35 protein-coding genes are annotated in these 20,172 nt (G+C 58.5%); 33 read left to right on the top strand and 2 right to left on the bottom strand.

The features are described from left to right. Positions 1–56 precede the first annotated feature (56 nt). On the top strand, positions 57–293 hold the full coding sequence (locus tag SJY36_RS04225) for a hypothetical protein (protein ID WP_386173206.1): 237 nt from the start codon (positions 57–59) through the stop codon (positions 291–293). 303 nt (positions 294–596) lie between these two features. On the opposite strand, the gene SJY36_RS04220 is transcribed toward SJY36_RS04225, so the two are convergent. Together SJY36_RS04220 and SJY36_RS04215 are read right to left on the bottom strand one after the other, a co-directional pair. Then, on the bottom strand, positions 597–1,130 hold the full coding sequence (locus tag SJY36_RS04220) for a YbjQ family protein (RefSeq protein WP_386173204.1): 534 nt from the start codon (positions 1,128–1,130) through the stop codon (positions 597–599). Beyond that, positions 1,112–1,858: an XRE family transcriptional regulator gene (locus SJY36_RS04215; RefSeq protein WP_386173202.1), complete on the bottom strand. Its 747-nt coding sequence runs from the start codon at positions 1,856–1,858 to the stop codon at positions 1,112–1,114. Before SJY36_RS04215 ends, SJY36_RS04220 begins: the two co-directional genes overlap by 19 nt. 81 nt (positions 1,859–1,939) lie before the next feature. Here SJY36_RS04215 and SJY36_RS04210 point away from each other — a divergent pair, with 81 nt between their 5' ends. From SJY36_RS04210 to SJY36_RS04055, 32 genes are all read left to right on the top strand, one after another. Beyond that, complete coding sequence (locus tag SJY36_RS04210) at positions 1,940–2,221, top strand: hypothetical protein (protein WP_386176442.1); 282 nt, start codon at positions 1,940–1,942, stop codon at positions 2,219–2,221. Beyond that, on the top strand, positions 2,221–2,448 hold the full coding sequence (locus tag SJY36_RS04205) for a hypothetical protein (protein WP_386173200.1): 228 nt from the start codon (positions 2,221–2,223) through the stop codon (positions 2,446–2,448). The genes SJY36_RS04210 and SJY36_RS04205 overlap by 1 nt, the downstream gene beginning before the upstream one ends. A gap of 133 nt (positions 2,449–2,581) precedes the next feature. After that, positions 2,582–2,818: a hypothetical protein gene (locus SJY36_RS04200; protein ID WP_237272125.1), complete on the top strand. Its 237-nt coding sequence runs from the start codon at positions 2,582–2,584 to the stop codon at positions 2,816–2,818. Then, positions 2,818–3,087, top strand: coding sequence for a hypothetical protein (locus SJY36_RS04195; RefSeq protein ID WP_386173198.1), 270 nt, complete (start codon positions 2,818–2,820; stop codon positions 3,085–3,087). Before SJY36_RS04200 ends, SJY36_RS04195 begins: the two co-directional genes overlap by 1 nt. After that, a complete protein-coding gene (locus SJY36_RS04190; protein WP_386173196.1) occupies positions 3,084–3,968 on the top strand; it encodes a ParB/RepB/Spo0J family partition protein in 885 nt (294 codons plus the stop codon). The genes SJY36_RS04195 and SJY36_RS04190 overlap by 4 nt, the downstream gene beginning before the upstream one ends. After that, positions 3,968–5,605 (top strand): transposase, encoded by a 1,638-nt coding sequence (locus SJY36_RS04185; protein WP_386173194.1) that lies wholly within the window; start codon positions 3,968–3,970, stop codon positions 5,603–5,605. The genes SJY36_RS04190 and SJY36_RS04185 overlap by 1 nt, the downstream gene beginning before the upstream one ends. Further along, complete coding sequence (locus tag SJY36_RS04180) at positions 5,595–6,110, top strand: hypothetical protein (protein ID WP_386173192.1); 516 nt, start codon at positions 5,595–5,597, stop codon at positions 6,108–6,110. The genes SJY36_RS04185 and SJY36_RS04180 overlap by 11 nt, the downstream gene beginning before the upstream one ends. Before the next feature lie 59 nt (positions 6,111–6,169). Beyond that, positions 6,170–6,913 carry an AAA family ATPase gene (locus tag SJY36_RS04175; protein ID WP_386173190.1) on the top strand — a complete coding sequence of 248 codons (744 nt, stop codon included), beginning with the start codon at positions 6,170–6,172 and terminating at the stop codon, positions 6,911–6,913. Then, a complete protein-coding gene (locus SJY36_RS04170) occupies positions 6,910–7,521 on the top strand; it encodes a hypothetical protein (protein ID WP_386173188.1) in 612 nt (203 codons plus the stop codon). Before SJY36_RS04175 ends, SJY36_RS04170 begins: the two co-directional genes overlap by 4 nt. Then, entirely contained in the window at positions 7,518–7,889 is a 372-nt protein-coding gene (locus SJY36_RS04165; RefSeq protein WP_074635298.1) for a hypothetical protein, read from the top strand. The genes SJY36_RS04170 and SJY36_RS04165 overlap by 4 nt, the downstream gene beginning before the upstream one ends. Continuing rightward, complete coding sequence (locus SJY36_RS04160; RefSeq protein ID WP_386173185.1) at positions 7,886–8,239, top strand: helix-turn-helix domain-containing protein; 354 nt, start codon at positions 7,886–7,888, stop codon at positions 8,237–8,239. The genes SJY36_RS04165 and SJY36_RS04160 overlap by 4 nt, the downstream gene beginning before the upstream one ends. After that, a complete protein-coding gene (locus SJY36_RS04155) occupies positions 8,236–8,460 on the top strand; it encodes a hypothetical protein (RefSeq protein ID WP_386173183.1) in 225 nt (74 codons plus the stop codon). The genes SJY36_RS04160 and SJY36_RS04155 overlap by 4 nt, the downstream gene beginning before the upstream one ends. Continuing rightward, positions 8,457–8,636: a hypothetical protein gene (locus SJY36_RS04150; protein WP_386173181.1), complete on the top strand. Its 180-nt coding sequence runs from the start codon at positions 8,457–8,459 to the stop codon at positions 8,634–8,636. The genes SJY36_RS04155 and SJY36_RS04150 overlap by 4 nt, the downstream gene beginning before the upstream one ends. Then, positions 8,623–9,273 carry a DUF3164 family protein gene (locus SJY36_RS04145; protein WP_386173179.1) on the top strand — a complete coding sequence of 217 codons (651 nt, stop codon included), beginning with the start codon at positions 8,623–8,625 and terminating at the stop codon, positions 9,271–9,273. The genes SJY36_RS04150 and SJY36_RS04145 overlap by 14 nt, the downstream gene beginning before the upstream one ends. Continuing rightward, positions 9,200–9,679: a helix-turn-helix domain-containing protein gene (locus tag SJY36_RS04140; protein ID WP_386173177.1), complete on the top strand. Its 480-nt coding sequence runs from the start codon at positions 9,200–9,202 to the stop codon at positions 9,677–9,679. Before SJY36_RS04145 ends, SJY36_RS04140 begins: the two co-directional genes overlap by 74 nt. Then, on the top strand, positions 9,676–10,128 hold the full coding sequence (locus SJY36_RS04135; protein WP_386173175.1) for a gp16 family protein: 453 nt from the start codon (positions 9,676–9,678) through the stop codon (positions 10,126–10,128). The genes SJY36_RS04140 and SJY36_RS04135 overlap by 4 nt, the downstream gene beginning before the upstream one ends. Beyond that, positions 10,125–10,379, top strand: coding sequence for a hypothetical protein (locus tag SJY36_RS04130; protein ID WP_074635305.1), 255 nt, complete (start codon positions 10,125–10,127; stop codon positions 10,377–10,379). Before SJY36_RS04135 ends, SJY36_RS04130 begins: the two co-directional genes overlap by 4 nt. Continuing rightward, positions 10,376–10,747 carry a helix-turn-helix domain-containing protein gene (locus tag SJY36_RS04125; RefSeq protein WP_386173173.1) on the top strand — a complete coding sequence of 124 codons (372 nt, stop codon included), beginning with the start codon at positions 10,376–10,378 and terminating at the stop codon, positions 10,745–10,747. The genes SJY36_RS04130 and SJY36_RS04125 overlap by 4 nt, the downstream gene beginning before the upstream one ends. Before the next feature lie 102 nt (positions 10,748–10,849). Beyond that, positions 10,850–11,716, top strand: coding sequence for an N-acetylmuramoyl-L-alanine amidase (locus tag SJY36_RS04120; RefSeq protein ID WP_386173171.1), 867 nt, complete (start codon positions 10,850–10,852; stop codon positions 11,714–11,716). Positions 11,717–11,734: 18 nt separating this feature from the next. Then, positions 11,735–11,953, top strand: a complete 219-nt coding sequence (locus SJY36_RS04115) for a hypothetical protein (RefSeq protein WP_074635308.1) — start codon at positions 11,735–11,737, stop codon at positions 11,951–11,953. Between the two features lie 6 nt (positions 11,954–11,959). Continuing rightward, positions 11,960–12,370: a hypothetical protein gene (locus SJY36_RS04110; RefSeq protein ID WP_386173169.1), complete on the top strand. Its 411-nt coding sequence runs from the start codon at positions 11,960–11,962 to the stop codon at positions 12,368–12,370. Beyond that, positions 12,370–12,765, top strand: coding sequence for a hypothetical protein (locus tag SJY36_RS04105; RefSeq protein WP_386173167.1), 396 nt, complete (start codon positions 12,370–12,372; stop codon positions 12,763–12,765). Before SJY36_RS04110 ends, SJY36_RS04105 begins: the two co-directional genes overlap by 1 nt. Then, on the top strand, positions 12,765–13,067 hold the full coding sequence (locus tag SJY36_RS04100; RefSeq protein ID WP_237272137.1) for a hypothetical protein: 303 nt from the start codon (positions 12,765–12,767) through the stop codon (positions 13,065–13,067). The genes SJY36_RS04105 and SJY36_RS04100 overlap by 1 nt, the downstream gene beginning before the upstream one ends. A 20-nt stretch (positions 13,068–13,087) precedes the next feature. Further along, the gene (locus tag SJY36_RS04095) at positions 13,088–13,381 is read left to right on the top strand and encodes a hypothetical protein (protein ID WP_386173165.1); all 294 of its coding nucleotides are present in this window, start codon (positions 13,088–13,090) and stop codon (positions 13,379–13,381) included. Between the two features lies 1 nt (position 13,382). After that, positions 13,383–13,955: a DUF3486 family protein gene (locus SJY36_RS04090; protein ID WP_386173163.1), complete on the top strand. Its 573-nt coding sequence runs from the start codon at positions 13,383–13,385 to the stop codon at positions 13,953–13,955. Further along, on the top strand, positions 13,948–14,277 hold the full coding sequence (locus SJY36_RS04085) for a DUF6527 family protein (RefSeq protein WP_386173161.1): 330 nt from the start codon (positions 13,948–13,950) through the stop codon (positions 14,275–14,277). The genes SJY36_RS04090 and SJY36_RS04085 overlap by 8 nt, the downstream gene beginning before the upstream one ends. After that, a complete protein-coding gene (locus SJY36_RS04080) occupies positions 14,274–14,594 on the top strand; it encodes a hypothetical protein (RefSeq protein WP_386173159.1) in 321 nt (106 codons plus the stop codon). The genes SJY36_RS04085 and SJY36_RS04080 overlap by 4 nt, the downstream gene beginning before the upstream one ends. Continuing rightward, positions 14,594–14,869, top strand: a complete 276-nt coding sequence (locus SJY36_RS04075; protein WP_386173157.1) for a hypothetical protein — start codon at positions 14,594–14,596, stop codon at positions 14,867–14,869. Before SJY36_RS04080 ends, SJY36_RS04075 begins: the two co-directional genes overlap by 1 nt. Beyond that, positions 14,866–16,563, top strand: a complete 1,698-nt coding sequence (locus SJY36_RS04070; protein ID WP_386173155.1) for a hypothetical protein — start codon at positions 14,866–14,868, stop codon at positions 16,561–16,563. Before SJY36_RS04075 ends, SJY36_RS04070 begins: the two co-directional genes overlap by 4 nt. Positions 16,564–16,803: 240 nt before the next feature. Next, on the top strand, positions 16,804–18,447 hold the full coding sequence (locus SJY36_RS04065) for a DUF935 domain-containing protein (RefSeq protein WP_386173153.1): 1,644 nt from the start codon (positions 16,804–16,806) through the stop codon (positions 18,445–18,447). Next, positions 18,440–19,594, top strand: coding sequence for a phage minor head protein (locus SJY36_RS04060; RefSeq protein WP_386173151.1), 1,155 nt, complete (start codon positions 18,440–18,442; stop codon positions 19,592–19,594). The genes SJY36_RS04065 and SJY36_RS04060 overlap by 8 nt, the downstream gene beginning before the upstream one ends. 4 nt (positions 19,595–19,598) lie before the next feature. Beyond that, positions 19,599–20,099, top strand: coding sequence for a phage virion morphogenesis protein (locus SJY36_RS04055; RefSeq protein ID WP_386173149.1), 501 nt, complete (start codon positions 19,599–19,601; stop codon positions 20,097–20,099). The last annotated feature ends 73 nt before the right edge of the window (positions 20,100–20,172 follow it).

Raw genomic sequence — 20,172 nt, 5'->3', positions numbered from 1 at the left:
TCGCATAGATATCATTGGCTGGGAACCCGGCTTGAAGTGCCCCTGAAGGAATCGCCATGCAGAATATTGACCCAAACCCGTTCGAAAAAATTGAGTGCCAAGATCAGAATGGGACATCTGTTACCGTGGGAAAGCATGCGATAATCAGCGAGAGCAAGTCGCTGATGAGCGGCAAAGTTCGCACCTCCAGCTCGCGATATGCATTTCTTATGAATGGCCACGAGGTCGTTCAAATTGATGAAAAAACGTTTAGGGTGCCTCAGACTGATCAGATCTTGAAAGTTAAGGCCTGATTGAGAGCGAAGATCACAATGTCTTCGCGAGGATAAGCAGCCAAACCATTAGCTGTGCAGCGCCATATGATGTATGCATAACCCAGCATTATATGGGTTTTCAGAGATGTTAGACGGCAATGTACAGCGGCGAAAACTGCACGCAAAATGGCAGCGATTTACAAATTACGTTGAAGAACAACGGCTTACTGTCCTGGAAACGCGGATTGAGCGCCGAAAATGCATTCTGGCCGATGATATAGCCGAACGCCGCACGATCATGATGCGCGCGATCCGCAGGATGCGCCGGGCTGAAGGGAAGACTTAGGCGGCTGCTGGTTGCTCGATCTTAACGGCCGTTCCAGACGCAACCAGCATGACCATGCTCCATCCGCCGTCGCCGATCTGCACATAGTCCAGGTCAACGGCCACGACTGCATCTGCTCCAAGCAGAGAAGCTTCCTGCTTCAACTCATAGAGCACAGTCTCACGCGCATCTCTCATTGTCTGTTGAACGGCCTTTGAACGTCCACCGACGATGTTTCGTATGCCCGCAAAAACGTCCTTGAAGACATTCATCCCATAAGCGCATTCTGCCGTCACAATGCCGAGGCGCTGAGAAATTCCGATACTTGGGTGGGTTTCGGTCGTGACCATGATCGCTTCGATCGAGGCATCTCGGGCTTTGCGCAGAGCAGCCTCCGCCTCACTACCGTGCTTCGTCTTTTCAGCGGCTTTTTCCCGCGCAGCCTTTTCGTTGCCGCTCACACAAGAATAGCATTTGTCTTCGCTAACCTTGTTCCAGACGGTTAGTGATTTTCCGCACTGGATACAGTTTGTCATCGTGGTAAAATCCATTCATGATTCATTGTGCTTTTACGGGGCTTCTGTGAGATGAGGGTTTGACTAGATGCATCATAGCTATGCCCAGACCAAACCAAAGAACCGATTATCTGAACGCGGTTGGCATCCTCGCCGTGCCTTAGCTCTGTGCGGCACTCTGGGTTTTCAGATCGGAGCAAAAGCCCGTTGTCGATGAGTTCGATCCTCTTAATCCTTGTATCGCCTTCAATATCAACGACACCATAGATTTGCCCATCCCGAGGATCCGTTTGTCGTCTATCTAGCAAGACCAAATCGCCATCAAATAACAATGGCTCCATGCTGTTGCCTCGCACACCGCAAACAACGCATTTTTCGGGGGCCAATCTCTTCTCTCGCATCCAGTCCAGCCTGAATGCTACAGGAGCAAGCTTCTTAGCGTTTTCTCCGCTCGTGCCTGGACCAGCTGAGAGGCTGACATCAAAGCGCTCAACAAATGCGAAGTCGTTAGGCACCTCACTACCCTCTTGGTTGCTGCTACTTTGTGTCTCGCCGTCACTTCGCTTTCTGCCCACGTAGAATTCCAAGCCTAGCGCGTTGCAGATGGCTTCGAGTTTGTGGGCTGATGGGGATGAGCCTCGCTTTATTGCCTGGATGACAGAGCTGTTGTCCTGCCCGAGTGCGAGCATGCCAAGCTGAGACTGCGAAAGGTTGAGTTCCTTTCGGCGTGCTTCAATAAGCTCGTATATCTCATGCGTTTCCAAAACAGTGCAGAATTACACTAAAACCACGCTCCCGCACAAGAGCGTGGTTGGAAACGGACTATTTCCAATTCAGTGCAAATTATGATTGACTTAGCAGTGCAAATAATTACTTTAGTGATCATGATTAGCGAGCAACTCACAGAACTGGCGGAGACCATGGCCACCCACATCGGGAGGTCGGAAGCAACTTTGTCAAATAAAGCAGCCGGTAACGCCACTCTCTTTGAGAGGCTGCGTGGCGGTAAGGGCTGCACGATCCAGACCGCCCAGAGGGCGATGATTTGGTTCAGCGAAAACTGGCCAGCAGACCTTGAATGGCCTGCTGACATTCCCCGTCCCCGTAAAAAGAAGGACGCCGCATGATGCGTGATCATCCTCCACTTTCGCTGAACGGGGTCGAAGTCGCCCGCGCAGCGCTTGGTCAGCTGACCGAGGCTCAGCGCCTGGCATTGGCCATCGAAATCACCATCGGCGCGTCAGACCCGGCGTCGACCTTCCATCTGGTTCGCCTTGAGCGGACCGCATGCACCGTGGCCCAAGATCTGACCCGAGTTCAGTTCTTCAACGAGGAGATGCGCAGATGCGTGTGACCGAAGAGAAGCCAGTGAAGAGTGCCCGTCCACGGTACCGACTGCCCCCGACGATCGTCGAAGATGCCATCGCAGGCGTCGCATTCGTTGTCATCTGCGTGGCCGGATACTTTCTTGCCTGGGGAGGTCTGACATGAGCCGCTCTCCCGTCCAATCCTTTGCGGCGCTCAAGGACGCGCTGACCCAGATGGTATCGCTGAATGATGCCATGGATGATGACACGCTCGGCCAAGAGGTGGGGCTGGTCAACAAGTGGGATGATCAGGCCAATCTCGCCATGGCGGCATTTTCAGAGCTGGTTCAGCAAGAGGATGCGCTGCGCGATATCGAAGCGCTATTGGCTGCGACCTATGATGGGGTGCCCAGCTGATGCACGCGGCCACGATGTCCTCTGATCGGCTGCGCCGGGTTAACAAGCTGCTGTCCGATCGCAAGCCGCACTCCACCCGTGAGATCATGCGCCGCGCCCATGTCTGCGCGATCAACAGCTGCGTGGCCGAGCTGCGCCAGCTTGGGGCCGAGATCGTCTGTGAGCGCCAGCACATCAACGGCAAGTTCATCTTCTTCTACACGATGCTCACCCCACCGGATGACGCACCAGAGAACGAACAAACCCTAGATTTCACGGATGACGTATGACTGATACTCCGACGCCCCCTGTCTCAAGCCAAACCCATGATCTGCGCAGCGTCACGGTTGCTTTGATCGAAGTCGAAGGGCGGTTGCGCCCTGCGCGTGCCCATCGGATCGAGGTGCTAAAGCAGGATATCGACTGCAACGGCCTGACCCATCCCTTGCTGGTGGTGCGCAAGGGCCAGAAGTACCGTTTGATCGCTGGTCTTCAGCGTCTGGAAGCGATCCGTGCCCTGCGTTGGGCCGAAGTGCCGGTCACCGTCTTGCCGGAAGACACGCCCCCAGCCGATCTGCGCTTTGCTGAGATCATGGAGAACATAAACCGCGAAGAGCTGACGAAGCTGGAGCGGGCCGAACATCTGGCGGCGCTGAAAGCCACATGGGAAGACATGAACCCGGCAGCGCGTCACGGTGGTGACCGGCGCAGTGCAAATGTGCGCCTTGTGAAAGATGCTGAAAACGCTGAGAAAAATCAAAGTGCAATTTTTGCACTTTGTTCTGACATTGCCGAGAAAGTCGGGCTTTCGAGACGTTCATTTTTCAATGCACTCGAGATATCCAACGGCCTTTTCCCCAAAACCAAAGACCGTATCCGCGAAACGTGGATTGCCGACCATCAGGCGGGATTGCAGGCTCTGGCCAAGGTCGCCGCGGAAGTGCAGGAGCGTGCCTGCGATGCTCTGCTGTCCGATCCGCCCCAAGCCACCAGTGTCGCCGATGCCCTTTTGCTGGCAGAAGGCCGCGCGCTGCCCCGCAATGACGATAAGCACTATCACCGTGTCACGGCCACCTGGTCACGCCTCTCCACCAAAAGCCGCCGTGCGTTCATCGATGAGCACAAGCGCGAGATCCTCGAGCATGCGCGCGCACAGGGGTGGAGCCTCTGATGCTTTGGGTTTCGGCACAGCAGATTGCGGATGCAGCGGCGGCGGGGCTTATGCCTGGTCTGCCGACGTCCAAGCGGGGCGTGAATGCGCTTGCCGCCCGCGAACGCTGGGCTGAAACCGGACTGGCACGGGTACGTGAAGGTCGGGAAGGCGGTGGCGGGCTCGAGTATCATGTTGATGCCCTGCCAGCGCCCGCCCGCGCTGCCTGGCTGGCCAGTCATCTAACCTTGGGCGCTCGGGATCTTCGGCCTGTCGTTGCGGATACCCCTGTAGATCAGTCAGCTGACGCCCGCGCGCTGATACTGACCCTCGTTCACAAGTTTCAGGCGGACAACGCCCTTCCTCAAACCGCTGCGGATGCAATGTTCGCAGAGATGTTTACGGGCGGTTCAATCGACCTTCCAGCGTGGATTAAAGCGGCTGTTCCAACTGTGTCAGCGCGGTCGATTGCCAGATGGCGCAAGGCGGCGCACGAGGGCACGGCGACATCCCGCAGGGGGCGTCCCAAAGGGTCTGGCGTGCTGGACGTGGCGCATGATGGGCAGGTTCGCGCAATGATGCTGGCCGCAATCGCAAAGCAGCCGTTCCTTTCCGCCAAGCATCTGCGGATCCTGGTGAAGGACAAGTTCGGCAAGACGCTGGACGTCACCTGCGCCAAGAGCGGTGAAATCAAGACAGCGCCGCTGCCCACCATCCGTATGTTCCAGACCGTCATCACGCGCTGGAAGACCGAGTATCGCAACGAGCTGATGCGCCTGACCAACCCGGATGGATACCGTTCCCATGTCCGCTTCGCCGCGACTGGAAGCCAGCGTGCGCAGCGCCTGAACGAGGTCTGGCAGGTTGATGCGTCGCCTGCAGATGTCATGCTCAAGGGTGGACGCCATTCGATCTATATGGCCGTCGATGTTTACTCTCGCCGTGCCATCGTCTTGGTCAGCAAGACGCCCCGCGCCTCTGCGGTTGGCCTGTTGGTCCGCAAGTGCATCATGGCTTGGGGTGTGCCCGAGAAGATCCATACTGACAATGGGTCGGATTTTGTCGCAAAGCAGACGAAGCGCCTGTTTGCAGCCTTGGAAATCGAGGTGGAGCTCAGCATCGCTTATGAGCCTACCGACAAGGGGATTGTCGAGCGCACGATTGGAACCTACCAGCGCGATATCGCGGTCTGCCCTGGCTTCATTGGCCACTCGGTTGCTGATCGCAAGATCATTGAACAGCGCAAGGCATTCGATAAGCGCCTCGGTGCCACGGATGAGGCGCTCTACGATGTCGATATGGATTTCGCCGAGTTTCAGGAGTGGAGCGACATCTGGGCCCAAGACATGTACGGGCGCGATCAGCATTCTGCACTCAAGAAGCGGACCCCCTTCGAGGTTGCAGCGGCCTATGCAGGCCCGATCCGCAAAATTGAGCATGAGGCCGCGCTGGATGTGCTGCTCGCGCCGATCGCGTCCAACGGCGGCATGCGGACGGTAACCAAGCAAGGCGTGCGGGTCGATGGTGCATATTACCTGCCCATGTCCGCGATGCCAGGCGATGAGGTTCTGGTTCGGATGGACCCAGCCGATATGGGCCGTGTCATGCTCTTCCATCCGGAAACAGAAGGCCTATCTGGGCGAAGCCTTGAACGCTGATCTGGCCGGGCTGAACCCTGCCGAAGTGATCGCCAAGGCCAAAGCAATGCAGCGCGCCTATGAGGACGAGAAGCTTACGGATATCCGCCGCGCCAGCCGCAAGATCGGCAAGCGCGATGTCGCAGATGCGATGCGCCGTGATGCCGCCGAAAAGGCTGGCGTGATGGTCGCCTTCCCCAGGGCGCGCGAAGTCTACACCACACCGGCTTTGGAAGCTGCCAGAGACGCATCGGTTTTGGCACCTAAGGAAGCCCCCAAAAGCCGTGTTTCCGATGACCGTTTGGCAACGATGCGCGCCGAGCATGAGCGCACGGCCGAGGTGGTGATCAAGCCGGAGACGCCCAAGGAACGGTTCCGTCGTTTCCTTGTCCTGGAGCAGCGGATCAAGGCAGGCGAGCGCGTCTTGCCCGAAGAGCAGAAGGCGCTCGCGGCCTACCAGCGGCAGCCTGAGTACATCGGGCACATGAAGATTTTTGAGGATTTCAGCTGGGCAATGTTCGGCTGATTTAGGTGCCCCCGGCAACGTTGCAGGCTGACCGGGGGCGATAACGAAGTGAGGATAGAATGACAGAAGAATTCAGGCATAACAACTCTGTTGCACCGCTGCGCAATGTCGTGGCTTTGGTGGAACTGATCGAGCGGGTCAATCAGCGTGGTCCGGGGCTTCCAGGGCTGGGCGTCTTCTACGGATGGTCCGGATACGGCAAAACGACAGCGGCAGTGTATGCGGCGAACAAGTTTCGGGCGTATCAGGTCGAAGTCAAATCGGTCTGGACCAAGAAGAAGCTTTGCACCGAGATCCTGCGCGACATGGGCGTACTGCCCGCCAAGACCATCTCGGATATGGTTGACCAGATCGCCCAGGAGCTCGCCCGCAATAGCCGTCCGCTGCTGATCGATGAAATCGATCACTTGGTCGACCGCAACATGATCGAGATCGTACGCGACATTCACGAAAGCTCCGGTGCCACGATCATCCTGATTGGTGAAGAGAAGCTGCCGCGCAAGCTGATGGCTTGGGAACGGGTGCACGGTCGCATCCTTGACTGGGTCGCTGCTGAAGAAGGTCAGATCGACGATGTGGGCTATCTCGCCGCGATCTATTGCCCCGGTGTGTTGCTGGAAGAGGATCTGAAGCTTCAGGTGTTGGAGGAATCACATCGGTCGATCCGGCGTATTTCCATCAACCTCGAGCGGGTCAAAGAATTCGCCCAGACCCGGAACCTCAAGACCGTCGGCCGGAAGGATTGGGACAATCGTCCCTTCTTCACTGGCGAAGCACCCACGCCGCGGAGGGCTCCGAAATGAGCAGGATTTCAGCAACCGAAGCGGCCACGTCCCGTGAGCCACAAGGCCGTCAGCCGCTCTGGGATGAGATGGTGAAGTTCAACGGTGAACCGTTCACGATCACCGATATCTTCGATCAGACATACATCAACCGCCACACGATCCGCAGCTATCTCAAGTCTCTGACGCTGGCGAACTATGTCGAGCGCATCGAACCTGAAGAAGGCGCTATCCGCGAGGACGCCGCGATCAAGTTCCGGATCATCGCGGATCCTGTTCCGTATCACGCTCCACGCCTGAACCGGGACGGCAAGCCGGTCTCGCAGGGCGGTGGCGTCGAAAACATGTGGCGGACAATGCGCATGATCGGACAGTTCACACCCCGTGATATCGCAGCACATGCCACGACCGACATCGTGAGCGTTACGGACAACACGGCGAAGGCCTATTGCACCAAGCTGCTGAAGGCGGGCTTCTTGAAGGTTGTCAGCAAGGCCCAACCCCCAGCGAAACAGGCAGTGTATCGCCTGATCCGGAATACAGGTCCACAGCCACCGATGATCCAGCGGACCCAGCAGGTGTTCGATCCAAACACGCGGAAAGCCTATCCGGTGGGAGGGCAATCGTGAACGGACCCGTCGATATCGCAAGAGACGCCTGGGGCGATGACCTGCCGGACTGGGTGCTCGCTTTGGCCCAGGCGTGCGCTCTTACCAGCCAGAACCGCGTAGCCGAGGATCTCGGGAGATCAGCTTCCTTGGTCAGCACGGTGCTGCGCAAGAAATATCCAGGCAACATGGAGGCCATCGAAGAGCGGGTGCGCGGCGTCTTCATGTCGGCCGTCATCTCATGCCCGGTCCTTGGCGATCTGCCGACGGATGTTTGCCAGATGTGGCGACAGCGGGCCAATCGCTTGCAAACCCATAACACACACCGGGTGCGGATGTTTCGCGCCTGCAGAAAGTGTCCCCGCTACATCGGAGAGGAGCAGTCATGACCAATCTAGCCGCTGAAATCGTTTCGCTGGCATTGCAGCGCGTACCGCCAATGGTCATTGCGCAGCGCCTCTGCGTGCATCCCAACACTGTCTACCAGCGGATCAGGGAAGCGCGTCAAGCCGGGGAGGTTATTCCCACGTTCAAGGCCACTTCAAAGGGGGCTGCTGGCGGATCTGAACATGTGGAAAGGTCAGAGAAGACCGAGGCGTCGCCATCAACCAAGCAAATCGTGGTGTCGGTACGCTTGTATTCGTTGCTGACGACCGAAGCAGACCGGCGCGGCCTCACCCCAACAGAAGCGGCACAGCGGCTGCTGGAGAAAGCCCTTCTGGGTACGGTGAAGGCATGACGGATCATGTCAAACGGTTTTCAGAAGTCGAGATGGTCCGGCTTGCGGCCAGCGGCGTTGCCAAGGTGGATCTTCTGGGCCCGCGCGGAACGACCCTCTGCACAATGGATGAAATCGAGGCGATGGCTGCCATGATCGTGGCAGCAGGCGTTTTGCCAGGGCATCCGGCCGATCCGGCACGCCAACCCTACTTTGTCGAAGTCGAAGGGAGCATCCGATGATCGACCCAATGCATTTCGCCGAAGGGCGGCACGTGAAGTTTCTGGCCGAGAACGGGGTCGTATTCGAGATCTGCACTGCCCACCCCAACGTCCCTTTTCCAGAGATTGTGGCCGCGACGATCGCAGACGCCCTCAACGCAAAATCCAAACAGGAGAACTTCCATGACGAATTTTGAACCGGCAGCACTTACCGACGGCCGCAAGGAGATCGACGGCAACGTCTTCATGCGTGACGGCAAGGGCGGCCTGCAGCCGATTGAGAATATCGCCGCGCGTGATCTGCTTCAGGATGAAACCACACGCAAAATCATCGGCCACGCCATTCCGCTGTCTGACCAGGTGGCGCGGTTCAAGGAGCACACCTTTGATGACATCGGTGCTTTCGAGGCAATCCTGGCACAAGAATACGGAGCGACCTTCGGCGGCAAGAAGGGCAACAAGACACTGATGACTGTGGATCAACTCTACAAGGTTGAGGTCCGGATTGCAGATCAGATCAACTTCGGGCCTGAGCTGCAGATTGCCAAGCAGCTGGTCGATGAGTGCCTCAATGAATGGTCTGCCGAGAGCCGTCCGGAGATCCGCTCAATCGTGACCCGTGCGTTCAACACGGACAAGGCGGGTCAGATCAATCGCGCCGAGATCTTCATGCTGCTGCGTCTCGAAATCACGGATGCCCGCTGGCAGGAAGCGATGCGCGCCATCAAGGATGCCATTCGCGTCGTAGGATCAAAAACCTATGTGCGCTGCTCAAAGCGTGACAGCCACGACGCGCCGTGGCAGGCAATCACGATCGACTTGGCCAAGGCTTGAGGCGATGTTTCACGAGCGATCATCACCTCCTCGAGACGTCCAGGTACAGGACATTCGCTCTCACGTGGCCAGTCATTTTGGAGTGACCGAGGAAGAGCTGCTGGCACGATCGCGTCAGAGCGAATTCGTCAACCGCAGGGCGATCTGCTATCAGCTTTGCCGCGAAATGTCGGATGCCAGTCTGGCACGGATCGGCAGGTACATGGCCAATCGCGATCACACGACAATCATTGCAGGTCTGAAGCGCAAATTGCCGTTGGAAATGCAGGTCGCAAAAAACCATATCCGCTTTGCACTGGAGCAAGGATCACCACACTCACTTACGTTTGTGCGTGCTGCGCCGTTTCAGACCCGGCGAGCCAAGTCAGAGCCTGTGTTTCGGTCCAGAATAGGCACCACAGAATGAGCCGGGCGCTGCAGAGAACCATCCATGTCGCTTGCGGGGAACTCGGTATCGAGAGCGATGACCGGCGCGCACTTCAGCTTGAGGTATGCGGTAAAACATCCATGTCGGACATGACCGCCGCCGATCTGAAAAAGGTTCTCGAGCGCCTCAAGAACGACGGGTTCAAGGGTGCTTCAACCGGCCCGAAAAAGCGCCCTGCGGCGTCCCGGGCGGATCTGCGACTGATCCATGTGCTCTGGGGAAAGCTTGGAGCTGCAGGCGTTCTGGACAGGCCCGGCCGCGATGGTCTGAACGCCTTTATCCGGGCACGTTTCGGGGAAACATGGGAAATGGTGCCTGCCGACGTTGATATGTTGCGGGATCATTCGCAGATCGATTCAGTGATCTCGGCTTTGAAGGACTGGGGCAAACGCGCCGGCATCGATTTTAACTGGAGTGGACGGAAATGAGCCGCCGCTCTGACATCGTCACTGATCACGCGGTGGTCCGTTATCTTGAGCGGGTATACGGCGTGGACGTGAAGTCCCTGAAGCGCCGGATCGAGCTGGTGACGCGAGAAGGCCGCGACCAGGGCGCGAATGCGGTCAACAGCGGCGGCGTCCATTATGTTTTGAGCAAGAGTGGCAAAGTCACCACTCTTTATGGCTGCAATGACACCGTCTCAAGACGCGGTCAGCGGTGGAGGGCGCGCCACAAATGACAAAGGCCCCCAAGACCCCTGCAAACATCCAGGTCTACGAAGACATTCTCGGCACGGATGGCGCAGTCGAGTTCCTCCTGACCTTTGGCGGCGCGGAGCTCTACATGCCCACCGATCCAAAGGGTGGATCGAAGGTTGCTCAGCTGGTCGGGATCGAAAAGGCCCGCGCATTGGCCGATGCATCGCACGCCATGAAGGCCCGCATTCCGACCGCGAAAAGGTGGATCGCTCAGGTCCTCAAATCAAAAGGCTTGCCCGTTGCAGAAATTGCACGCAAATTGCACATGACCGATGTGACCGTGCGAAAGTATCTTGCGGACGAGTTCACATCCGAAGAGACCTTTTCCAAACAAATGAAGCTGTTCTGACGCCACCCCGCAAGCGCTTGCGGATGTTTTGAACAGGCATCAAACGTCATTTTAGACCCCACAAGGTAGCGCGCCGCCCGTGCTTCGCGATTGGGGTCCACAATGAAATTCAAAAATCACATTGCCCAGGGCATCCCGTTTGATCGCGCACAGAACATTGGCGGCGTGATCAAACCAACTATCGTGGTTTTGCATGACACTGCTGGGCGCTTGGAACATGGCAACTCTGCCAATTACCTGCGGACCGCCCCGCGTGGCGTGTCGGTTCACTTCATTCTCGAGCGTGATGGCTCAATCTCTCAGCAGGTGCCCACCAACCGCCGTGCCGGGCACGCCGGGACATCGCATTACCACGGGCGAGATGGTGTCAACGATTTCTCTATCGGTATCGAGATCGTCAATCCTGGTCGGATGACGGATGCGGGCAACGGGAAAGCCCGTGCGTGGTACAAGCAGGAATTCGACATCTCTGAGTTCGGCATCCAGGCTGTCACCACTCCTGAGCATGGCAGCGGGCTTTGGATGGATTATACCGAGGCGCAAATTGAGGCAGGCGAAGCGCTTTTGAATGGCCTCTTCGATTACATTCCCACCCTGACCGACATCACCAGCCACTGGTACATCTCCCCAGGTCGCAAGGTCGACACCAATCCGCTGTTTCCCTTGGCGCAGATGCGTGCGCGGGTCTTGGGGCGTGACGATGTTCAATCGGCGGAGGCGGATGAGGCGTCCGCGCCAGCACACCAGGAAGATGAAATGGTCGCGATCAACGTGCCCGGGAGCACGCTGAACATGCGCCGCTGGCCATCGTTCAATCCCAACGTGATCTCGACCATCGGCGACGGTGTGATTGTACCCGTCATTCGTGAAGGCATTTTCGACGGTCGTGCCTGGCTGAAGGTGCGGCATGGCGGACTTGAGGGCTGGATCGTCAGATCTCACGCCGACCCGATCACCCAATCCAACTGAAACTCTGAGGAACTCAACATGTTTAAAGAAACGAAATCCCCCTTCCTGTCTCTGGGCGTCCTCGGCGGCGGCGGTGCCATCATCACCGGTCTTGCCCAGATCGCAGGCTACGCGGTCACACCCGCTGACGCCGCTGATCTTAGCACGGCCGTGACAGGTCTGATCACATCCGCTGCGGGTCTGATCGCCGTGATTGGCCGGATCCGTGCGACCAAACGCGTCTCGCTGCTGGGTTAATTCTCCATGAGCCTGGAATGGTCCGCTGTTACGCTCGCAAGCCACGCGAGCCTTGTCCTTGCGACCGTGTTCGCCTTTCTGAACGCGATCACGGTCCGCAGGTTCTGGGTCGCGCAGCCTTCACTCCGTGTGTTTGAACGTCTGGAAAGCCCAATCTTCGCGATTGCCGCCGCTCTGATGGTGGAGCGCAGCTACTACGTCTGCGCCAGACTGTTCGTAAAAACAGACCTGAACCTGTGGGAGGCGCATCCGGCACCGGCAGTCCTTGCGTTCATGCTGGCGGCAAGCATGTTCTGGCTGGCGATCTCAATCCGAACGATGGGCGAAATCGGCGGACTTGGGGCGCAGCGTGCACTGATACTTCAATCAGCTACGATGCTGGCTTTCTTTACGCTCCTCTCCTGGGGGCTTTGGTAATGGACTGGTTGTCGTGGCTCTCGGAGGGCCAAAAGCTCCTCGGCTTTGTCGTGCTGGTCGTCACCTCTCTGGCGGCCTTGGGGCGCTGGTTCTGGGGCCGTGTCTCGACACGCGTCAATGATGGCATGTCGGGTCTGCAGGTGGGTCATCAGAGCATCGAAAAGCGTTTGGTCGCGGTCGAAGGCAGTCTGGGGAAGGTCAACGACGATCTTGGCCGGGTTCGTGTTCGCATGTCGACAATCGAGGCCCGGATCGATTTGCTTGCCACCGCAAGAGAGCAGCATGATCTCGCCATTCTGGTGGCGCGTATAGGTGCCAGCCAGGAAGCCCAGGGCAACATGGTGCGCATGCTCTATGAGGCCGCCCAGCGCGCAGGCAAAGGCGGAGACAAGTGATGTTCAAAGCCTGGCCAATCGAAACCGTCGAGACCGAATTCCGGCGCCTGAAGATGCTTCAATATCTGGCGGGGATACCCGGCTATGAGGCCGCCGCCTCGGTCATGCGTCTGCACTGCGGCCGCATCGGTGTGCCGACCAATGCCGATCAAGCAGTCGCGGCAATCGCGTGGCTTGACGAAATGGAGCTGGTCACGACCCGCGACTATCAAGGCGAGCCCATCGCACGCCTTACAAACAAGGGCCGTGAGGTCGCGACCGGCGCGACCAGCATGCCCGGCGTAATCCGTCCCGACCCATAACCTTCTTTGGAGCCTGACCCATGGCAGACAGCACCGAGACCGAACATCGTCGCCTCTCGATCCTCAAGCATCTTGAGCGATCGTCCGAGTTCACATCCAATGCGTCAATCCTGATCGATGTCGTGCGCGGCGTCGGCATCGCATCTTCGGACGCGCAGATCCGGGGGGCGCTGGCTTGGCTGGATGAACAGGAGTTGATCGAGATGACCGATCACGGCCACGTCGTCATTGCGACCGCAACCGTGCGTGGCGCGGAAGTTGCGCGCGGCCTTGTCCAGCATCCTGGCGTCAAACGTCCAACGGCACGGCGCTGACATGCCGCCGCCCCGCAAGATCGACCTCATCCCGCAGGAGATCAGACTGCGCCTTCAGGACCTGCTGAAGGAGCGCGGCTTCTCTGACTATGTCGCGGTAACCGAAGATCTGAACTTCTGGCTGGAAGATGCCGGTCTTGAAATGCGCGTGGGCAAATCGGCGGTCCATTCCTTTGGCCAGGAATACGAGCAGATGGCGCGCGCGCAGGAAGAAGCATCCGCTTGGGCCGTGAGCTGGATGGAGGGAAATGGTCTCGAGGAAGAGGCCAAGCGCCACAATGTGCTGTTTCAGATGATCACCACGCTTGCATTCAAGGTCATGAAGTCGGCGATGCTGAAGGAGGGCGATGATATCGATCCGAAGGAGCTGCACTTCCTGGGCAAGATGCTCAAGGACGTGATGAGCAGCTCCGGCATTCGCGAAAAACTGACGGCTGATGAGCGTCTGCGCATTGCAAAGGAAGAACGCGCCAATGCGGCAGAGACCGCAGTCAAGGCTGCGCGGCAGGCGGGCATGTCCTCAGAGACGGCCGAGAAGATCAAAGCCGATATCCTGGGGGTTTCAAATGGGTGATCTGAAGGCGGCTGCGGCAAAAGCCAGCGGTTCACTGCGCGCAATCAACATAGTGGATTTTGATGCGTTCAAGAAGCACCGGCATCCCGGAAGCTACCATGTTGTTCCCGGAGACGCGCGTGGAGAATGGTTCTTCTGCTATTGCTGCCCCTGTGGCTGCGGCGTGATCGCACCCATCACGGTCGGCGCAAACTTCAAGCCACCACAAAGCCCTAGCTGGAATTGGAACGTCTCGACGACTGAACCGACGCTGACGCCTTCGGTCCATCACAAGGGGCACTGGCATGGCTGGTTGACCGATGGCTATTGGAGGTCAGTATGACGTTGCCACGCTTCAAGAGCGATGAAATCCGAGGTTTCAAGGTTCACGTCGATGACATGCTTGGTCTTCTCAGCGTCGATCACACCGGTGCGATCACTTGGGACGATCTGCAACACATCAAGAACATGGTCTGGGGCGAGCAGATCCGGGCAATTGAGATCTACCCGGCGCAAGCCGATGTCGTAAATTCGCGCAACATGCGCCACCTCTGGCGGCTTGGGAAACATGATTTCTGTCCGGACCTGTTGGGCAATGATGATGGTCAGGACGGAATTCAGGCGCGACATGCTGTTGCCTGGGCGGAGGCGCGCCGCTGATGGCTACTCCGGCTGAGATTGCCAACGACATGGCGGCACATGCTGACTACTGGCAAAAACGTGACCGCAAGACCTTTGAGGCCTGCAACGATGCCGCGCGGGTCATACGGATGTTTCTTGCTGGGCAGCACGTAGATGGGCGCACCTACTACGGATTGCATCGACGGCTGATTGATCTGATCTATCGTTACCGTGCTGGCAGGGTAGCGGCAGCACCGAATTTTGATCGAGCCCTGCAGATTTTGCAGCAGCTGCGCGCGGAGGCCTTCAAATGACCGCGCCTATCTCCAAAACTGACTGGGAACGCCAGCGGCGCGAGGCGACCGATGTTATGCCTCAGCTGGTGGGCAGCGTTGGCCTGCCAAAGGTTCTCCTGCCCTATCAGGCCAGGACAGTCGGCCTGCTCGACACGGTGTCGACGAAGGTGCTGTTCGTCGAGAAGTCGCGCCGGATCGGGCTGACATGGGCGCTGGCAGCCTATGCTGTGCTGAGAGCGGCAAGGGCGAAGTCAGCGCGCGGCATGGACGCGATGTATATCTCCTATTCCCAAGAAATGACCCGCGAATTCGTGGATGCCTGCGCAATGTGGGCCCGCGCGTTCAACATCGCGGCTTCCGCCATCGAGGACGGATTGTTCGAAGAAGGCGACGACGACGGCGACAAATCCATCCAGACCTTCCGCATTCGCTTTGCCTCCGGCTACCAGATCAAGGCACTCAGCTCGGCACCGCGTGGCTTGCGCGGCAAAGAGGGCGTCATCATCATCGATGAGGCCGCATTCGTCGATAGCCTGGGCGAACTGATCAAGGCCGCAATGGCTTTCCTGATCTGGGGTGGTCAGGTCATCGTGTGCTCGACACATGATGGCGCTGACAATCCTTTCAACGAAAACGTCCAGGACATTCTTGGCGGCCGTCTGCCCTATGAGCACCTGCGCATCGATCTGGATGATGCGCTCACCGATGGCCTCTATGAGCGGATCTGCCTTGTGGGCGGCAACGCCTGGTCGCCAGAGGGCGAAGCGCAATGGCGCCAGGATCTGATCGACTTCTACGGCGATGGTGCCGATGAAGAACTGTTCTGCATTCCGTCCCTCAGCTCTGGTGCCTGGTTGCCCGCCCCGCTGATTGAGGCGCGCATGACCGCCACGGCTCCGGTTCTGCCCCTGGAGCTGCCCAGTGACTATCTGCACATGAGCGACCTGCAGCAAAAGGCGCTTATGGCCCCATTCCTCGAAGAACTCGAGGAGGTGCTGGGGCAGATCGACATGGATCTGCGTTACGCGGCCGGGTTCGACTTTGCGCGGGTTGCGGATCTCAGCGTCATGCCCGTGCTGGCGATCGAGCAGAATCTGAAGCGGCGTGAAGTGTTCTCGATCGAGATGCGCAACGTCCCCGGAGACGAGCAAAAGCTGATCGTGGGCATGGTGCTGGAAAAGCTCCGTGAACGGTTGCTGGGCGCTGCCTTCGACGCCACTGGCATGGGTTGGACCGTGGCTGAAGACATGGGGCGTAAGTTCGGCCTGCGTGAGGCAGAGGACGGCTCAGGTCTCATCTGGGCGATCAAGTTCACAGAGGACTGGTACCGGATCAACATGCCGCCCCTCAAAACGGCCTTTGAAGACGACATGATCGCCATCGGTGCCGACGAGGACCATCTGAGCGATTTGCGCTCGGTCAAGCTCGTCCGTGGCATTCCCCGCGTCCCTGCTATCCGGACCAACGAAAAGGGCGAGGCGAAGGACAAGAAGGGCAAGAAACGGCACGGCGACTATGCCATCGGTCTTGCCTTGGCGCACTTTGCGGCGCGCATGCGGTGGGTTGAATACGGCTACCGCGCCGCCAGTTCGGGCTTGCGGCACCAACGCGCTGAAGGCCGCATGCGTGATACGCCCAGCAACGATGACGGGTTGGGTCGCAGGAACGCCTTTGATGGTCCACTTGGGGCAAGACTAAGGGGGAGTGTCTGATGCTGCGGTTCATCGCCGCCATATGGATACTGATCAGATTAATCCACAAGGCTCGGCCGCCTCCATTGAGTTCTTCAGCATACGGTTTGCCTGTTCGACCGGTGCGCTATGCGGAGACAGACAGGTTTGGGAGCCGCACATGTTGCCGCTGCAGTCTGGTTGCAGGTCTTGGCGGGTAAAGTGCCCAAAAACAGAACACCGGGGCTCCGCATAGCCCCGGTTATTTCAAGGAGCCTTCAAATGGCAAATAAGCCTGTTTTACTCGACCGCTGGGGCCAGCCCGTCAAGCGCGCCGCCCTGACCGAAGAAGTTGCCGCGGCCACACTCGGTGGCGTGCGGTCACCGCTGTCCGGTCATCCAGGCGACGGCTTGAACCCTATTCGCCTGGCGAACATCCTGCGCGAAGCGGACCAGGGCGACCCAGTGCGCTATCTGGAGCTGGCAGAGGTGATCGAAGAGCGCGACCCCCATTATCTTGGTGTGCTTGGCACACGCCGCAGGTCGGTCAGTCAGATCGAGATCACGGTCGAAGCAGCCTCGGACGAAACCTTCGATGTCGAGTTGGCCAACATGGTGCGCGAATGGCTGGATCGTGACGAGCTGAGTGATGAGCTCTTCGATATTCTGGACAGCATCGGTAAGGGCTACTCGTTCACAGAAATCATCTGGGACACATCGGAGGGCCAGTGGCAGCCTTCGCGCCTGGAGTGGCGCGACCCGCGCTGGTTCCGGTTTGACCGCGTCAATCTGGCCACCCCGATGAAGCTTGATGACCACGGCCAAGAGGTTCCGCTCGAGGCGTTCAAGTTCATTTATGCCAACGTGAAGGCCAAGTCCGGACTTGCTTTGCGGTCTGGTCTTGCGCGGGTCGCCATGTGGGGCTGGATGTTCAAGGCCTTCACGCAGCGTGATTGGGCCATCTTCAGCCAGACCTATGGTCAGCCGCTGCGCCTGGGCAAATGGGGGGCCGGTGCCAGCGAAGCGGACAAGAACACGCTTTTTGATGCCGTCGCCAATATCGCAGGGGACTGCGCGGCGATTATTCCCGAGAGTATGTCGATCGACTTTGTGGAAACCAGCAATGTCGGAGCCTCGGCTGATCTTTACGAAAAACGCGCCGACTGGCTGGACAAGCAGATCTCGAAAGCGGTGCTGGGTCAAACGGCAACCACTGATGCCGTCACGGGTGGCCTTGGCTCAGGCAAGGAGCATCGTCAGGTCCAGGAGGATATCGAGCGCGCAGATGCCAATGCATTGGCAGCGATCCTCAACCGGGATCTGATCCGGCCATGGATCCAGCTCGAGCACGGCCCACAGAAGCGGTACCCGCGGCTGAAAATCGGACGGCCGGAACCAGAAGACCTGAAACAGATTGCCGATGCGCTCGGCGTGCTCGTTCCAATCGGGTTGCAGGTCAGCGAAAGCGAGATCCGCGCCAAGTTCGGATTTGCGGACCCGAAGCCCGGCGACCGGATCCTGATGGCGCCCAAGCCTGATGTCACCCTACCAGCCGCAACGGTTGGGACCGCTGCGACCGAAACCGCCCCTCAGAGCGAATTTGAATACCGTTTGAATACCCTTCCGCCCAAATCCGGCGTCCTTGCCCCTCAGGCGGAGCAATCGCCCTCAGAGGCGATTTCTGGCGCTGAACCGGTAGACGCGCTGACAGCCCGGCTTCAGGAGGCCGCGCAGCCCGCCATGGCAGAGATGATTGCACAGGTCGAAATCATGCTCGAGAGTGCGGGATCGATCGAGGAACTGCGCGAGATGTTCTTCGCGGCGTATCCCAATCTGGACGCCAGCGCTCTTGGCAATGCAATTGCCGATGCAATGGTGGCAGCAGATGCAGGTGGGCGGGCGCTCGCGGAGACCACAAGTGGCTGATGAGGTCCGCGCCACCTTTCGCCAACCGTTCAAGGAACAGGTCGCCGCGTTCCGGTTAAGGCTCGGGGATCTCGTTCCGACATCCAGATGGGATGATATCTCCAAGGCTCAGCATGATCGGGCCTTCATGGTCGCAGGTGCTGTGAAAGCCGATCTTCTGGCAGATCTTGGGGCTGCCGTGGACAAGGCGATCTCGCAGGGGACCGGATTGGAAGAGTTCCGCCGCGACTTTCGCCAGATCGTGGAGCGCAACGGATGGCATGGGTGGACGGGTGAAGGCACTGCGAAAGGCGAAGCTTGGCGCACGAAGGTCATCTATCAAACCAACATGCTGACGACGATGGCAGCCGGCCGCCATGCGCAGCTCATCGACGGCGATTTCAAGTTCTGGGTCTATGAGCACAGTGGCGCGGCACATCCGCGTTTGGATCACCTGTCGTGGAATGGACTTATCCTGCCCGCTGACCATCCGTTCTGGGCAACTCACTATCCCCCCAATGGCTGGGGTTGCGGTTGCCGCGTTCGTGGGGCCCGCACTTTGGCCGGTGCGATCCGTGTCGGTGGTGATCCGTCGAAAACCCTCCCGGATGACTGGCAGACAATCGATCCGCGCACGGGCACTCCGAGCGGAGTTGGCAAGGGATGGGATTATGCGCCGGGCGCATCGGTCAGCCATATTGTGACTGCCCTCAAACCAAAGCTGTCCGATCTCCCACGCCAGCCCTCAATCAACCTCATCCAAGATTGGCTCTCAGGGCGGGGCTTTGAAAGCTGGATTAAAGATCCGATCGACTTCTGGCCGCTAGCCAGATTGCCGGTCAAAAATGCAGAGCAGTTGAACCTGGTCAATCCGGTCGCGTGGGTGTCGGCGGAAACTATTGCGCGACAGGGCCGTCGCTACCCAGACATCACACCACGCGATTATCAACTGGCGCAGACCGTTATTGACAGAGCGAGCCAGAATGTTGCGGTGCGTGGCAATACGCTGATCTTCCTGCAACCCGATACAAACCAACCCGGATATGTTCTGGTTCTAACGGCCACAGTTCGAAACGGAGAGCTGTACCTGACCAGCTTCCGCCGCCTCACCGAAGATCAGGTCAAAGCAAACCGGCGTCTCGCGCCGTTGCTCAATCAGCGGGAGTGATGAGATGATCACGGTCGAGCTGGAAGACGCAGACGTCGAGCGCATCCTCGCCAGACTTTCCGCGAGCCTCTCTGACATGTCCGAGGTCATGAATGAAATCGGTGAGCAGCTCGAGTTCGAAACAGTAAAGCGTTTCGAAGAAGGTGCCGCTCCGGACGGCACGCCATGGGCCCCAAAATCCCCGATCACGATCGCGGCCTATGAACGACGCGGCCAGACCGTCGACGTGCGGCCGCTGTTTGGTCCCAATGTCGATGGGCAACCTTTGCGCTCAAGCTTCTTTCGCGACTATGGTCCCGACTTTGTCGAAGTAGGCACCAACAAGATCTACTCGGCCGTCATGCAGTTCGGCGCTGCCAAGGGTGCGTTCGGAACAAACGCGCGTGGCGGGTCCATTCCCTGGGGAAATATCCCTGCGCGTCCTTTTCTTGGCATCTCAGATCAGGACCGTCTCAACATAGACGCGACCGTCGAGGAATGGCTCGAGGGCATCGTAGAGGATTGACCGGAGCCGCCCCACGCGCCTAGTCTGACCTCAATCCCAACATCACCTTGACCAACCCGCAAGCGCTTGCGGA

Source organism: Sulfitobacter sp. R86518, from assembly GCF_042466275.1.
Lineage (GTDB): Bacteria > Pseudomonadota > Alphaproteobacteria > Rhodobacterales > Rhodobacteraceae > Sulfitobacter > Sulfitobacter pontiacus.
This window is presented reverse-complemented; position numbering and strand designations above follow the sequence as displayed.

Excerpts from the sequence above, each read along its gene's own strand:
- SJY36_RS04225 (WP_386173206.1), top strand. The coding sequence starts at position 57 with ATGCAGAATATTGACCCAAACCCGTTCGAAAAAATTGAGTGCCAAGAT.
- SJY36_RS04220 (WP_386173204.1), bottom strand. The coding sequence starts at position 1,130 with ATGGATTTTACCACGATGACAAACTGTATCCAGTGCGGAAAATCACTA.
- SJY36_RS04210 (WP_386176442.1), top strand. The coding sequence starts at position 1,940 with ATGATTGACTTAGCAGTGCAAATAATTACTTTAGTGATCATGATTAGC.
- SJY36_RS04205 (WP_386173200.1), top strand. The coding sequence starts at position 2,221 with ATGCGTGATCATCCTCCACTTTCGCTGAACGGGGTCGAAGTCGCCCGC.
- SJY36_RS04200 (WP_237272125.1), top strand. The coding sequence starts at position 2,582 with ATGAGCCGCTCTCCCGTCCAATCCTTTGCGGCGCTCAAGGACGCGCTG.
- SJY36_RS04195 (WP_386173198.1), top strand. The coding sequence starts at position 2,818 with ATGCACGCGGCCACGATGTCCTCTGATCGGCTGCGCCGGGTTAACAAG.
- SJY36_RS04190 (WP_386173196.1), top strand. The coding sequence starts at position 3,084 with ATGACTGATACTCCGACGCCCCCTGTCTCAAGCCAAACCCATGATCTG.
- SJY36_RS04185 (WP_386173194.1), top strand. The coding sequence starts at position 3,968 with ATGCTTTGGGTTTCGGCACAGCAGATTGCGGATGCAGCGGCGGCGGGG.
- SJY36_RS04175 (WP_386173190.1), top strand. The coding sequence starts at position 6,170 with ATGACAGAAGAATTCAGGCATAACAACTCTGTTGCACCGCTGCGCAAT.
- SJY36_RS04170 (WP_386173188.1), top strand. The coding sequence starts at position 6,910 with ATGAGCAGGATTTCAGCAACCGAAGCGGCCACGTCCCGTGAGCCACAA.
- SJY36_RS04160 (WP_386173185.1), top strand. The coding sequence starts at position 7,886 with ATGACCAATCTAGCCGCTGAAATCGTTTCGCTGGCATTGCAGCGCGTA.
- SJY36_RS04155 (WP_386173183.1), top strand. The coding sequence starts at position 8,236 with ATGACGGATCATGTCAAACGGTTTTCAGAAGTCGAGATGGTCCGGCTT.
- SJY36_RS04150 (WP_386173181.1), top strand. The coding sequence starts at position 8,457 with ATGATCGACCCAATGCATTTCGCCGAAGGGCGGCACGTGAAGTTTCTG.
- SJY36_RS04145 (WP_386173179.1), top strand. The coding sequence starts at position 8,623 with ATGACGAATTTTGAACCGGCAGCACTTACCGACGGCCGCAAGGAGATC.
- SJY36_RS04140 (WP_386173177.1), top strand. The coding sequence starts at position 9,200 with ATGTGCGCTGCTCAAAGCGTGACAGCCACGACGCGCCGTGGCAGGCAA.
- SJY36_RS04135 (WP_386173175.1), top strand. The coding sequence starts at position 9,676 with ATGAGCCGGGCGCTGCAGAGAACCATCCATGTCGCTTGCGGGGAACTC.
- SJY36_RS04130 (WP_074635305.1), top strand. The coding sequence starts at position 10,125 with ATGAGCCGCCGCTCTGACATCGTCACTGATCACGCGGTGGTCCGTTAT.
- SJY36_RS04125 (WP_386173173.1), top strand. The coding sequence starts at position 10,376 with ATGACAAAGGCCCCCAAGACCCCTGCAAACATCCAGGTCTACGAAGAC.
- SJY36_RS04120 (WP_386173171.1), top strand. The coding sequence starts at position 10,850 with ATGAAATTCAAAAATCACATTGCCCAGGGCATCCCGTTTGATCGCGCA.
- SJY36_RS04115 (WP_074635308.1), top strand. The coding sequence starts at position 11,735 with ATGTTTAAAGAAACGAAATCCCCCTTCCTGTCTCTGGGCGTCCTCGGC.
- SJY36_RS04110 (WP_386173169.1), top strand. The coding sequence starts at position 11,960 with ATGAGCCTGGAATGGTCCGCTGTTACGCTCGCAAGCCACGCGAGCCTT.
- SJY36_RS04105 (WP_386173167.1), top strand. The coding sequence starts at position 12,370 with ATGGACTGGTTGTCGTGGCTCTCGGAGGGCCAAAAGCTCCTCGGCTTT.
- SJY36_RS04100 (WP_237272137.1), top strand. The coding sequence starts at position 12,765 with ATGTTCAAAGCCTGGCCAATCGAAACCGTCGAGACCGAATTCCGGCGC.
- SJY36_RS04095 (WP_386173165.1), top strand. The coding sequence starts at position 13,088 with ATGGCAGACAGCACCGAGACCGAACATCGTCGCCTCTCGATCCTCAAG.
- SJY36_RS04090 (WP_386173163.1), top strand. The coding sequence starts at position 13,383 with ATGCCGCCGCCCCGCAAGATCGACCTCATCCCGCAGGAGATCAGACTG.
- SJY36_RS04085 (WP_386173161.1), top strand. The coding sequence starts at position 13,948 with ATGGGTGATCTGAAGGCGGCTGCGGCAAAAGCCAGCGGTTCACTGCGC.
- SJY36_RS04080 (WP_386173159.1), top strand. The coding sequence starts at position 14,274 with ATGACGTTGCCACGCTTCAAGAGCGATGAAATCCGAGGTTTCAAGGTT.
- SJY36_RS04075 (WP_386173157.1), top strand. The coding sequence starts at position 14,594 with ATGGCTACTCCGGCTGAGATTGCCAACGACATGGCGGCACATGCTGAC.
- SJY36_RS04070 (WP_386173155.1), top strand. The coding sequence starts at position 14,866 with ATGACCGCGCCTATCTCCAAAACTGACTGGGAACGCCAGCGGCGCGAG.
- SJY36_RS04065 (WP_386173153.1), top strand. The coding sequence starts at position 16,804 with ATGGCAAATAAGCCTGTTTTACTCGACCGCTGGGGCCAGCCCGTCAAG.
- SJY36_RS04055 (WP_386173149.1), top strand. The coding sequence starts at position 19,599 with ATGATCACGGTCGAGCTGGAAGACGCAGACGTCGAGCGCATCCTCGCC.